General features: G+C 72.5%; 8 protein-coding genes. 6 read left to right on the top strand and 2 right to left on the bottom strand.

What is annotated here, in order from left to right; all coding sequences use genetic code 11:
- The first annotated feature begins 169 nt into the window (after positions 1–169).
- The 3 genes from CIB93_RS26865 to CIB93_RS26855 all read left to right on the top strand — a co-directional run bounded on the left by CIB93_RS26865 (position 170) and on the right by CIB93_RS26855 (position 3,626).
- Positions 170–745: a sigma-70 family RNA polymerase sigma factor gene (locus CIB93_RS26865; protein ID WP_006126954.1), complete on the top strand. Its 576-nt coding sequence runs from the start codon at positions 170–172 to the stop codon at positions 743–745.
- A 139-nt stretch (positions 746–884) separates the two neighbouring features.
- Positions 885–2,387 carry an IMP dehydrogenase gene (guaB, locus tag CIB93_RS26860; protein ID WP_096630552.1) on the top strand — a complete coding sequence of 501 codons (1,503 nt, stop codon included), beginning with the start codon at positions 885–887 and terminating at the stop codon, positions 2,385–2,387.
- Positions 2,388–2,501: 114 nt separating this feature from the next.
- Positions 2,502–3,626 (top strand): GuaB3 family IMP dehydrogenase-related protein, encoded by a 1,125-nt coding sequence (locus CIB93_RS26855; protein WP_096630550.1) that lies wholly within the window; start codon positions 2,502–2,504, stop codon positions 3,624–3,626.
- Between the two features lie 72 nt (positions 3,627–3,698).
- Here the strand turns inward: CIB93_RS26855 and CIB93_RS26850 are convergent, their stop codons facing one another.
- Both CIB93_RS26850 and CIB93_RS26845 read right to left on the bottom strand, forming a co-directional pair.
- Positions 3,699–4,349, bottom strand: coding sequence for a hypothetical protein (locus CIB93_RS26850; RefSeq protein ID WP_096630549.1), 651 nt, complete (start codon positions 4,347–4,349; stop codon positions 3,699–3,701).
- 131 nt (positions 4,350–4,480) lie between these two features.
- Entirely contained in the window at positions 4,481–5,743 is a 1,263-nt protein-coding gene (locus CIB93_RS26845) for a nucleotide sugar dehydrogenase (RefSeq protein ID WP_096630547.1), read from the bottom strand.
- 246 nt (positions 5,744–5,989) lie between these two features.
- On the opposite strand from CIB93_RS26845, the gene CIB93_RS26840 reads away from it, so the two are divergent.
- The 3 genes from CIB93_RS26840 to CIB93_RS26830 form a co-directional block, all read left to right on the top strand.
- On the top strand, positions 5,990–7,696 hold the full coding sequence (locus CIB93_RS26840; RefSeq protein ID WP_096630545.1) for a glycerol-3-phosphate dehydrogenase/oxidase: 1,707 nt from the start codon (positions 5,990–5,992) through the stop codon (positions 7,694–7,696).
- 375 nt (positions 7,697–8,071) lie between these two features.
- Positions 8,072–10,258, top strand: coding sequence for a serine/threonine-protein kinase (locus tag CIB93_RS26835; RefSeq protein WP_096630544.1), 2,187 nt, complete (start codon positions 8,072–8,074; stop codon positions 10,256–10,258).
- 195 nt (positions 10,259–10,453) lie between these two features.
- On the top strand, positions 10,454–12,596 hold a 2,143-nt coding region (locus tag CIB93_RS26830; protein ID WP_107470983.1), incomplete at its 3' end, for a protein kinase.

Genomic DNA, 12,596 nt, shown 5'->3' with positions numbered 1-12,596 from the left:
TTCCCGGCCGATGACGCATCCTTGAGTCGTGGAGTTCCTCAGGAACGATTCGGTCGAGCGGAAGGGGAGGGCGCAGGAGATGACATCCGGCGCACCCGCTCATAACGCTTCGGTGCACAACTCCGGACGCGGTGAAGCGGACCGTATGGCAGCAGGGCACCATGGTCCGATGCGCGACGACGAAACCACGGTGATCGGTGCCCTCGTGCACCGAGCCGTCGACGGCGACGCGCAGGCCACCCACGATCTGCTGGCCCATGTCCACCCCCTCGCCCTGCGCTACTGCCGCTCCCGGCTGAACCGCCTGCCGGGTGATGCTCGCCACTTCGTGGAGGACCTCGCGCAGGAGGTCTGTGTCGCCGTGCTGATGGCGCTGCCGCGCTACAAGGACACCGGTCGGCCCTTCGAAGCCTTCGTCTTCGCCATCGCCGGACACAAGGTCGCCGACCTCCAGCGCGCCGCGATGCGCCATCCGGGGTCGACCGCGGTGCCCTCCGACGAGATGCCGGAGCGGCCCGACGACTCGCTCGGCCCGGAGGAGCGCGCCCTGCTCAGCAGTGATGCCGCCTGGGCGAAGAAGCTCCTCGCCAACCTCCCGGAGAGCCAGCGCGAGCTGCTGGTCCTGCGGGTCGCGGTCGGGCTGACCGCGGAGGAGACCGGCCGGATGCTCGGGATGTCCCCGGGTGCGGTGCGGGTCGCCCAGCACCGCGCGCTCAGCAGGCTGCGGGCGCTCGCGGAGCAGTAGCGAAGCCCGCGCCCACGTCTGTACGAGGCGCTGTAGGAAGCTACAGAACGGCCAAGTGATCTTGATCGTGGAATGAGACACCCGTGGAGCCCGTTAGCATGGACATCCGCACCGATCAAGGCCATTTGGGGAAGGTGTCATGACTGCAAACGTCGACGGAGTGCCCGAGAAGTTCGCGACGCTCGGGCTGACCTACGACGACGTGCTGCTGTTGCCCGGCGCGTCCGAGGTCCTGCCCAACGCGGTCGACACCTCGTCGCTCATTTCGCGCAACGTACGGGTGAACATCCCCCTGCTGTCCGCCGCCATGGACAAGGTGACCGAGGCCCGGATGGCCATCGCCATGGCCCGTCAGGGCGGCGTCGGCGTGCTGCACCGCAATCTCTCGGTCGAGGACCAGGTCAACCAGGTCGACCTGGTCAAGCGCTCCGAGTCCGGCATGGTCACCGACCCGATCACCGTGCACCCCGACGCCACGCTCGGCGAGGCGGACGCGCTCTGCGCGAAGTTCCGCATCAGCGGCGTGCCGGTCACCGACCCCGCGGGCAAGCTCCTGGGCATCGTCACCAACCGCGACATGGCCTTCGAGTCGGACCGCACGCGCCAGGTGCGCGAGGTCATGACGCCGATGCCGCTCGTCACCGGCCGGGTCGGGATCTCCGGCGTCGAGGCCATGGAGCTGCTGCGCCGTCACAAGATCGAGAAGCTGCCGCTGGTCGACGAGGCGGGCATCCTCAAGGGCCTCATCACGGTCAAGGACTTCAAGAAGGCCGAGCAGTACCCGAACGCCGCCAAGGACGCCGAAGGCCGTCTGCTGGTCGGGGCGGCCGTCGGCGCCAGCCCCGAGGCGCTGGAGCGCGCACAGGCGCTCGCGTCCGCCGGGGTCGACTTCCTGATCGTCGACACCTCGCACGGACACAACCGCAACGCCCTCGACTGGATGGCGAAGATCAAGTCGAGCGTCGGCGTCGACGTCATCGGCGGCAACGTCGCCACCCGCGACGGCGCCCAGGCCCTCATCGACGCCGGTGTCGACGGCGTGAAGGTCGGCGTCGGCCCCGGCTCGATCTGCACCACCCGTGTGGTCGCCGGTATCGGCGTCCCGCAGGTCACCGCGATCTACGAGGCCGCGCTCGCCGCCCGCGCCGCAGGCGTCCCGGTGATCGGCGACGGAGGCCTCCAGTACAGCGGCGACATCGGCAAGGCGCTGGCCGCCGGTGCCGACAGCGTGATGCTGGGCAGCCTCCTCGCGGGCTGCGAGGAGTCCCCGGGCGAGCTGATGTTCATCAACGGCAAGCAGTTCAAGTCGTACCGCGGCATGGGATCGCTGGGTGCCATGCAGTCCCGCGGCCAGGGCCGCTCGTACTCCAAGGACCGCTACTTCCAGGCCGAGGTGGCCTCGGACGACAAGCTCGTCCCCGAAGGCATCGAGGGCCAGGTGCCCTACCGGGGCCCGCTGGCCAACGTCCTCCACCAGCTGGTCGGCGGGCTGCGCCAGACCATGGGCTACGTCGGTGCCGCGACCGTCGACGAGATGGAGAGCAAGGGCCGCTTCGTCCGGATCACCTCGGCGGGCCTCAAGGAGAGCCACCCGCACGACATCCAGATGACGGTCGAAGCGCCGAACTACAGCAAGAAGTAGTAAGAAGTAACGCATCAGCGCAGGTGAGGGGCGGACCGGAGTTCCCGGTACCGCCCCTTCGCCACGTGTCGGGGATACTGGTCAGCGCAGACGTAGAGGGAAAGGCCACACATCGTGACTGAGATCGAGATCGGGCGCGGCAAGCGCGGCCGCCGGGCTTACGCATTCGACGACATCGCTGTCGTTCCGAGCCGCCGCACCCGGGACCCGAAGGAGGTCTCGATCGCCTGGCAGATCGACGCCTACCGCTTCGAGCTGCCGTTCCTGGCCGCTCCCATGGACTCCGTGGTCTCCCCGCAGCACGCCATCCGCATCGGTGAGCTGGGCGGCCTTGGCGTCCTCAACCTGGAAGGGCTGTGGACCCGGCACGCCGACCCGCAGCCGCTGCTGGACGAGATCGCCGAGATGCCGGCCGAGACCGCGACCCGCCGGCTCCAGGAGATCTACTCCGCCCCCATCCAGGAGGAGCTGATCGGGCAGCGCATCAAGGAGGTGCGCGACTCCGGTGTCGTCACCGCCGCCGCGCTCTCCCCGCAGCGCACCGCCCAGTTCTCCAAGGCCGTCGTCGACGCCGGGGTGGACATCTTCGTCATCCGCGGTACGACGGTCTCCGCCGAGCACGTCTCGGGCGCGGCCGAGCCGCTGAACCTGAAGCAGTTCATCTACGAGCTGGACGTCCCGGTCATCGTCGGCGGCTGCGCCACGTACACCGCCGCCCTGCACCTGATGCGGACCGGCGCGGCCGGTGTCCTCGTCGGCTTCGGCGGCGGCGCCGCGCACACCACGCGCAACGTCTTCGGCATCCAGGTCCCGATGGCCACCGCCGTCGCGGACGTGGCCGGGGCCCGCCGCGACTACATGGACGAGTCCGGCGGCCGGTACGTGCACGTCATCGCGGACGGCGGCGTCGGCTGGTCCGGCGACCTGCCGAAGGCCATCGCCTGCGGTGCGGACGCCGTGATGATGGGCTCCCCGCTGGCCCGCGCGACGGACGCGCCCGGCCGCGGCCGCCACTGGGGCATGGAGGCCGTCCACGAGGACGTGCCGCGCGGCAAGCTGGTCGACCTCGGCACGGTCGGGACGACGGAGGAGGTCCTCACCGGTCCTTCGCACACCCCGGACGGCTCGATGAACATCTTCGGCGCCCTGCGCCGCGCGATGGCCACCACGGGCTACAGCGACCTGAAGGAGTTCCAGCGCGTCGAGGTGACGGTGGCGGACTCCCAGCACCGCCGCTGACCCGTCCCGCAGCACATGCGGAAGGGCCCGGACCGTCACGGTCCGGGCCCTTCCGCATGGTCGTACGGGGCGTCAGCCCGCCTTCTTGGCACCACCGATGGCGGCGATCGGGCCGAGGGCGAGGAAGAGGTACGTCATGAAGTCGGACTCTTCCTTCCAGATCTTCGTCACGGTGTCGAAGTGGTCGACGAAGACCTCGGAGAAGGGGATGTTGGCCACGTCCGCCATCACCATCGACATGCCGACGAGCTGGCCGAGGTAGACCGCGCCGAGCGAGAAGAGCGCCGCGGCCGCGACGATCGCGGGGTTCCGGCCGCCGACCTTGCTCGCCGCGAAGCCGGTCAGGAAGCCGACGCCGATCGCCGCGTAACCGACCTCGCGCTCGATGGAGCCCGCGATCACGCCGTACAGGATGCCGGCGACGATCGCCGCGCCCAGGGCGACCAGCACGCCGAGCGCGATGTTGTTGCGGGCCGGGGCGGGCGGGGGAGCCGGGGCGAAGGGCGCCCCGCCGTACGGGCCGGGCTGGCCGGGCTGCTGGGCCGCGAAGGGGTTGCCGGTCGGGGCCGGGGGCTGCTGGCCGTACGGGTTGCCGGTCGGGGCGGTGGGCTGGCCCGGCTGGCTCGCGTACGGGTTGCCTTCCGCGGGCTGGCCGCCGTACGGCTGCGGCTGGCCGCCGTACGGCTGCTGGGGCTGGTTCGGCGGCGGCACGGGCTGGCTCACGGTGGGACTCCCCCTGGGGCAGATGCGTATGTGTGCGCGAGATGCGCACGTCCGTGCGCTCTGTGACGCCGCACAGTAGCAGTACGTCCCGGAAACGGTCACCGGTGAATTCCGTGGCGGCCCGCCCCGCCTCAGAGCCGGTGCGCGGCCCCCGCCGGGGTGGCTCCGCGGGTGTCCAGGAGCAACTGGGCCTTGACCGCGAGGCCCTGGAGGTCGTAGGTGCGGTGCTGCTGGAGCAGTACGGTCAGGTCGGCCGCGGCGGCCGCCTCGTACAGCGAGTCCGCGCGCGGGACGGGGAGTTCGCGTACCCGCCAGTCCAGGACGTGTGGGTCGTGGTAGCCGATCTGGGCACCCATGTCCATCAGCCGGGTGGCGATCTCCCGGGCGGGGGCGGCCTCCTGGTCGGCGCTGTCCGGTTTGTAGGTGACGCCGAGCAGCAGGACGCGCGCACCTCGGACGGACTTGCCGTGCTCGTTGAGGAGGGTGGCGCAGCGCTGGATGACGTAGCTGGGCATACGGTCGTTGATCTCCTGCGCCAGCGAGACCATGCGCAACGGGTGCCCGGGGGTGCGGGTGCTGTAGGGCAGGCAGCCGGGGTCCACCGGGACGCCGTGGCCGCCGACACCGGGCCCCGGGCGGAAGGGCTGGAAGCCGAAGGGCTTGGTCTCGGCGCACCTGATGACGTCCCAGAGGTCGACGCCGAGGTCGTGGCAGGCCACTGCCATCTCGTTGACCAGCGCGATGTTGACGTGCCGGAAGTTGGTCTCCAGCACCTTCGTCATCTCCGCCTCGCGCGGGCCCCGGGCCCGTACGACCTTGTCGGTGAGGCGTCCGTAGAACGCGGCGGCCGACTCGGTGCAGGCGGGGGTGAGGCCGCCGATGACCTTGGGGGTGTTGGCCAGGGTGTGGGTGCGGTTGCCGGGGTCCAGCCGGCTGGGGGAGCAGGCGAGGTGGAAGTCGCGTCCGGCGAGGAGCCCTGAGCCCTCTTCGAGCAGGGGGCGCAGGAAGTTCTCGGTGGTGCCGGGCGGTACGGCGGACTCCAGCAGCACGGTGGTGTGCGGGCGCAGGCGGGCGGCCAGGGCGCGGGCGGCGTCGCCGAGGGCGGTGAGGTCGACGGTGCGGTCGGCGCCGAGGGGGGCGGGGGAGCAGATCACGGCGGTACGGACCCGGCCCAGTTCGGCGGCGCTCGTGGTGGGCCGGAAGCCGCCGGAGAGCATGCGGCGGACCTCGGAGGCGGTGAGGGTGCCTTCGACGGGGCTGCGGCCCGCTCTGAGCTCCGCGTAGGGGCGTGGGTCGGGGTCGTAGCCGACGGTGTCGATTCCGGCCGTCACGGCGGCCTGGGCGAGGGGCAGTCCGAGGTGGCCGAGTCCGATGACGGCGAGGTCTGCGGGCATGTCGAAACCGTCCTTCCCTAAGACCGGAGGGTGAAGATCGCAACTGCTGTGGACAGCGCAATGTCAGACTAGGCGTAAATATGACCTATATGTCGCATTGTGTGATTCCGGATGCCCGGGTGTTGTCCACAGGCGGTGGCTGAAGTCGGGGAGCGCGGACAGAATCGAGGGGTGGACACGGGCGGCCGGCCCCTCGGCCGGGTGGCACTCCCGTGTCCGACCACCCCGATCCACCGGGAGGCAGCAGTGAGGACAGCGACACTGGGACCCGCCGAGCGCACCGCCGCGCTCGCCGCCATGGCCGAGCGCGAACTGGACGTGCTGGTCGTGGGAGCGGGCGTGGTCGGAGCGGGCACGGCGCTGGACGCCGCCACCAGAGGACTCTCGACCGGCCTGGTCGAGGCCCGCGACTGGGCGTCCGGCACGTCGAGCAGGTCGAGCAAGCTGATCCACGGGGGGCTGCGCTATCTGGAGATGCTCGACTTCGCCCTGGTCCGTGAGGCGCTCAAGGAGCGCGGCCTGCTCCTGGGACGGCTCGCCCCGCACCTGGTGAAGCCGGTGCCTTTCCTCTACCCCTTGCAGCACAAGGGCTGGGAGCGGTTCTACGCAGGCTCCGGCGTGGCGCTGTACGACGCGATGTCGGTCTCCTCGGGCCACGGCCGGGGCCTGCCCGTGCACCGCCACCTCTCCCGCCGCCACGCCCTGCGCGTCGCCCCCGCGCTGAAGAAGGACGCCCTGGTCGGCGCGTTGCAGTACTACGACGCCCAGATGGACGACGCCCGCTTCGTCACCGCGCTGGTGCGCACCGCCGCCTCCTACGGGGCCCAGGTGGCCAACCGGGCCCGGGTGATCGGCTTCCTCCGCGAGGGCGAGCGGGTCGTCGGCGCGCGGGTGCAGGACGTCGAGGGCGGCAAGGAGTACGAGGTCAGGGCCAAGCAGGTGGTCAACGCGACCGGCGTCTGGACCGACGACACCCAGGGCCTCATCGGAGAGCGCGGACAGTTCCACGTCCGGGCCTCCAAGGGCATCCATCTCGTCGTCCCCAAGGACCGCATCCACTCCTCCACCGGTCTCATCCTGCGCACCGAGAAGTCCGTCCTCTTCGTCATCCCCTGGGGGAGGCACTGGATCATCGGCACCACGGACACCGACTGGGATCTGGACAAGGCCCACCCGGCCGCCTCCAGCGCCGATATCGACTATCTCCTCCAGCACGTCAACTCCGTCCTCAACACCCCGCTGACCAGGGATGACGTCCAAGGCGTCTATGCCGGCCTGCGGCCGTTGCTGGCTGGTGAGTCGGACGCCACCAGCAAGCTGTCGCGCGAGCACACCGTCGCCCACCCCGCCCCCGGGCTGGTCGTCGTGGCGGGCGGCAAGTACACGACGTACCGGGTCATGGCCAAGGACGCGGTGGACGAGGCGGTGCACGGGCTCGACCAGCGGGTCGCCGCCTGCGTCACCGAGGACATCCCCCTGCTCGGAGCCGAGGGATACAAGGCCCTGTGGAACGCCCGCGCGCGGATCGCGGCCCGCACCGGGCTCCATGTCGCCCGGGTGGAGCATCTGCTCAACCGGTACGGCTCAATGACGGAAGAAATTCTGGAACTGATCCTGGCCGACCCCTCCCTGGGTGAACCGCTGCCCGCCGCCGACGACTATCTGCGCGCCGAGATCGTCTACGCCGCCTCGCACGAGGGCGCCCGGCATCTGGACGACGTGCTGACCCGGCGCACCCGGATCTCCATCGAGACCTTCGACCGGGGTACCCGCAGCGCCCGCCTCTGCGCGGAGCTGATGGCGCCGGTGCTCGGCTGGGACGAGGGGCGGATCGACCGGGAGGTCCGGCACTACGAGAAGCGGGTGGAGGCCGAGCGCGAATCGCAGCGTCAGCCCGACGACCTGACGGCGGACGCGGCCCGGCTCGGCGCTCCGGACATCGTTCCGATCTGATCCGGACATCGCGTCGATCCCGGGTGGTACGCAGTGTCGTCGGCCATCGGCCTCGCGGCGCCCGGCAGTTGAGGAGCTGAGGCCCGGGGCCGTGCGCGGGCCCGGGTGGGCGGCCCTGGACGGAGAGGCGGGGTTGGTAGGAGGCTGTGGGGGTGGGGTGTGGTTCGCCGGGCGGACGCACGGCGGCAAGGGGCGGGCTGCGGACACGCCGAGAACTTCGGGGAACGGCAGACGGTCTCCCGGGCGTCGGTAGGGCGAAGGGCTGTCCACCGGCCGGACCGCGTCGCGGCGGACCCCGGACCCGGGACCAGGGCCGGTCCCGGGGTGAGGGACAATGAACGCTCTGCCAGGGCGGGTTGATCGCAGAGGGGACGCATGTCGGAGGCGGAGCAGGCACGGGAGCCCCAACGGGACAAGGAAGGTCGTCTCCTGGCGGGGCGCTACCGGCTCGGTGAGGTGCTCGGCCGGGGCGGCATGGGTACGGTCTGGCGCGCCGACGACGAGACGCTCGGCCGCGCGGTGGCGGTCAAGGAACTGCGGTTCCCGTCGTCCATCGACGAGGACGAGAAGCGCCGGCTGATCACGCGCACCCTGCGTGAGGCGAAGGCGATCGCACGGATCCGCAACAACAGCGCGGTCACCGTGTACGACGTGGTCGACGAGGACGACCGCCCGTGGATCGTCATGGAGCTCATCGAGGGCAAGTCACTGGCCGAAGCGATCCGCGAGGACGGCACGCTGACGCCGAAGCGGGCCGCCGAGGTCGGGCTCGCCATCCTCGACGTGCTGCGCTCGGCGCACCGCGAGGGCATCCTCCACCGGGATGTGAAGCCGTCCAACGTACTGATCGCCGAGGACGGGCGCGTCGTCCTCACCGACTTCGGCATCGCCCAGGTGGAGGGCGACCCCTCGGTCACCTCGACCGGCATGCTCGTCGGCGCCCCCTCGTACATCTCGCCGGAGCGGGCCCGTGGCCACAAGCCGGGGCCGCCCGCCGACCTGTGGTCCCTCGGCGGACTGCTGTACGCGAGCGTCGAGGGCTGCCCGCCGTACGACAAGGGCTCGGCCATCGCCACCCTCACGGCCGTGATGACCGAACCGCTCGACCCGCCGAAGAACGCCGGTCCGCTCACCGAGGTCATCTACGGGCTGCTCGCCCGGGACCCCGACCAGCGCCTCGACGACGCCGGTGCGCGGGCGCTGCTCAACGACGTGATCAATGCCCCCGACGTCCCCGTGCCGGCCCCCGCCGACTCCACCCAGGTCATGGCCCTGCCATCGGCGCCCGCTGCCGTCCCCCTCGTCAAGAAGACGGCCGTCAAGAAGGCGGTCAAGCCGGCCAGGGGCCCCAGGCCGCCGAAGCAGGCCACGGGATCGGGCGAGTCCGGCGATGGCACGCGCGACCGGCTGCGCGGAGCCCTGCGCTCCGTGCGCAACTCGAAGGCCGTGCAGGGCGCGGCCGCGGGTGCGGCGGTGGCCGGAGCGGCGGCCTCCCCGGCCGCGGCGGACACCGGTTCGCCCGCCGTCCCGCCGAAGCCCGCCACGCCGCCCGGGACTTCCGCCCGGGGGTCCCGAAACGCTTCCGGCGCTTCCGGCACTCCCGGCGCTTCCGGTGGGAAGGCGGGGGTGGCCGGTGAGGGTGCCAAGGCGTCCGCCGCCGCCTCGAAGGCTCCCGTGGGCGCCCCCCGGACGGCGATGGCTTCGAGCGCCTCCGTACCCGGGCAGCGGCCGCCGTCCTCGCCCGCCTCCACGCGCGCCTCGATCACCGACGTGGTGCCCCGCCGCACCCTCGCGATCATCGCGGCCGTCGTCGTCCTGGCCGTCCTCGGCACGATTCTCGCGATCGCCCTCAGCGGTGACGACGGGGACAAGGGCGGCAAGGGCGACACCGCGGCCTCGGCCGGAGCCGCGAGCGGCGGCGCCGACGACGACAAGGGCGACGACAAGGGCAGCGGTCCGGGCGGCGAGAAGGGCGACGGCCAGAGGGAGGGCCAGGGTTCGGACGACGGCCGGGCCTCCGAGGACCCGCCCGGCGAGGACTCCGGCGATCCGTCGAAGGAGTCGAAGGACCCCGGGGCGGACGAGCCGGGCGGCGACGCGCTGCCCGCCGGGTACGAAACGGTCACCGACAGCCGCTTCCGCTTCACCATGGCGATGCCGGGGGACTTCAAGCGCACCGCCATAGCGGGGGCCAACTCCGGCGGCATCTACAACGCCGAGCGGGGCGGCTTCCCCCGGGTCCAGGTCGACTTCAACAGCTCGCCCAAGGACGACGCGGCCGCCGCCTGGCGCGGGGCGGTCGCGAGCGCCAAGGTCCTCAGCGACAACTACAAGCACGGCAGCATAAAGAAGGTCGAGTACAACGGCTATCCGACCGTCGCCGACTGGACTTTCGAGCGCAGCCACGACGGCGTCCGGGTACGGGTGCTGAACCGCGGCTTCAAGGTCGACGCCAAGCGCGGCTACTCGATCATGATCAGCTGCAAGGTGGACGAGTGGGACGGCGACGAGTGCCGGACGCTGCGCGAGACCGCGTTCGCGACCTTCAAGCCCACGGGCTGAACGACCAGCCGCCGCGAAACGTTTGCGCGGGCCGGGTTGGTGCGACCCGGCCCGTCGGCGCGTGTTGCCACGTATCGTAAGACGCCGGAGACCGTACGCAGCCGGAACAGTAGGTCAATTGCCCGCCAAATGACCGCAACTGACGGATTCGTGCGGTCCTGGTGGCCGGGGGACAGCGCGCTCTGGGGAGGCGTCGTGGACGACTACGCGGGTCGGGTGCTTGCCGACCGCTACCGCCTTCCGCTGCCTCCGTCCGACGGGTACGAACTGGTCGAGACCCGGGCGTTCGACACTTACAGCGGTCAGGAAGTCCTGGTCCGCCAGGTGCTGTTGCCGGAGATCGTGGACGCGGAGGTGCTCGACGGCGGCGGACTGCCCTCGGCGTCGGGGCGCGCCACCGGACGGGCCGTGCGCCGCAGCACGGACCCCGCGGTCCGGAGGGCGATCGAGGCCGCGCAGGCGGCGGCCCAGGTGCCGGACCACCCCCGGCTCGACCAGGTCTTCGACGTGTTCGCCGAGGCGGGTTCGCTGTGGATAGTCAGTGAGCTGGTCGCGGCCCGTCCGCTGGCTGCTCTCCTCGCCGAACGCCCCCTCAGCCCCTACCGGGCCGCCGAGATCGGTTCCGACGTGCTGACCGCCCTGCGGGTGCTGCACGCCCACGGCTGGACCCACCGCAACATCACCGTCCGCACGGTCCTGGTCTGCGACGACGGTCGCGTCATGCTGACCGGCCTCGCGGCGGGCGCGGCCGAGGAGGCGCTCTGCGGCTACGCCCCCGCACCGCAGCCCGACGCCGAACCGGTGACCGGCGGCCCCACGACCCAGGGCATCCCGGTGGTCGGGGCGGCCCCCTCGATGGACCCCGGTGGCGCGCACTCGCTCCCGCCGGGCGAGGAGAGCGGCGACGGGCGGGAAGGCCGGGGAGGCCGGGAGCTGTTCGTTCCGCCGCTGCCACAGGGGTACGCGCCGCAGCGGGCCGGCGAGTCCCCGGAGCCGTACGAGCCGTACGGCACTGCCGGAGGGGCCGAGGCCCAATCCCAGCACGAGCCTGCGCCCGAGCCCCGGGAACCGCAGCCTTGGGAGCCCCAGTCCCAGTCCCGGGAGCCTCAGCCCCTGGAGCCCCAGGCGCCGCAGGCCGGGCAGACGATTGTTCCGCGTGCTGCCGCCCCCGCCGTCCCGTACGCCCCCGTGCCGTCGCCCGCCGAGCCGGGTGCCGCGAGCGCGGCTCAGCTGCGGGCCGCCCGCGCGGGGGCCATCGCCGCCTACCGGGCGGGGGCGCGCGCCGCCGCCCGGGTTGGCGAGGACCAGCAGCAGGCAGGCCCCGCGTCGACCGGACAGGTTTCGGCCGACCTCACGAAGGCGCCGCCCGCCTCCCGGGCCGAGGCCGACGGCGACAGCGCGGACGTCGGCGCAGGCGCTGGCGTACCCCTCGGAACCGGCCCCGGCCTCGCCCGCCCCTGGAGCAGCTCCGCCGAGGAGCCCTACCCCGACGGCGACCACCCCTACGACGACGAGGACGACGAGGACGACGACGAGGGGCCGCGCCCGCCCGGGCGCCGCGTCCACCTCACCGGGACCTGGGACGACGGGCCGGGCTCCGGGCGGCCCGTCTCCGCGGGCGGCTCCGGCGAGGACGCGTTGCGCGCCGACTCCCGGCGGCCCGGTCCGCCCGTCCCGGTCTCGAAGCCGCTCGCCCGGGCCGCGGCGCTCCCGGCGGCCCGGACCGCACCCCGGGTCTGGGAGGACGCCGTCGCGGGCGGCGACGAGCCCGCCGTCCACCGCGGCCCCGCCACCCCGCTCGCCGCCGAACGCGCCCGCCAGGCCCGGATCACCGTCGTCGGGGCCGTCACCGAACGCTGGGCTCCCGAACAGGCCGGTCCGGTCCATGAGAACTGGCAGCTCGCGCCCCCGATCGGCCCCTCCACCGACCTGTGGGCGCTCGGCGCGCTGCTCTTCCGCGCCGTCCAGGGCCACGCCCCCTACCCCGAGGAGAACGCGGCCGAGCTGGTCCAGATGGTGTGCGGCGAGCCGCCCGCCTTCGCGGAGGAATGCGGTCCGCTGCGGCCCGTCGTCGAGTCGCTGCTGCGCCAGGACCCCACGGAGCGGCCGGACTTCGAGGAGTTGCGCGGCTGGCTGCGCTCGCTGGTGCGGTCCGCGCCGGAGCCCGAGGCGGGTAGGGACGTCGTCCCGCTGCCCGCGGCCGACGCCACCCGGCTCCCCGTCGTGCGCCGCCGGGGCGAGCTGGTCCGCAGGCGCCGGGGCCGCTTCGGCGGGGGCGCGGCGCACGGCAGGCACCGCCAGGGCAAGCGGCAGCGGCCGCCGAAGCGGCGCGAGGGCG

Origin of the sequence: Streptomyces sp. WZ.A104, assembly GCF_002382885.1 — a bacterium.
Classification (GTDB): domain Bacteria; phylum Actinomycetota; class Actinomycetes; order Streptomycetales; family Streptomycetaceae; genus Streptomyces.
The sequence above is the reverse complement of the archived record's forward strand: the minus strand, read 5'-3'. Positions and strand labels throughout refer to the sequence as shown.

Coding starts and splice junctions, on each gene's coding strand:
- CIB93_RS26865 (WP_006126954.1), top strand. CDS start 170: ATGCGCGACGACGAAACCACGGTGATCGGTGCCCTCGTGCACCGAGCC.
- guaB (WP_096630552.1), top strand. CDS start 885: ATGACTGCAAACGTCGACGGAGTGCCCGAGAAGTTCGCGACGCTCGGG.
- CIB93_RS26845 (WP_096630547.1), bottom strand. CDS start 5,743: ATGCCCGCAGACCTCGCCGTCATCGGACTCGGCCACCTCGGACTGCCC.
- CIB93_RS26835 (WP_096630544.1), top strand. CDS start 8,072: ATGTCGGAGGCGGAGCAGGCACGGGAGCCCCAACGGGACAAGGAAGGT.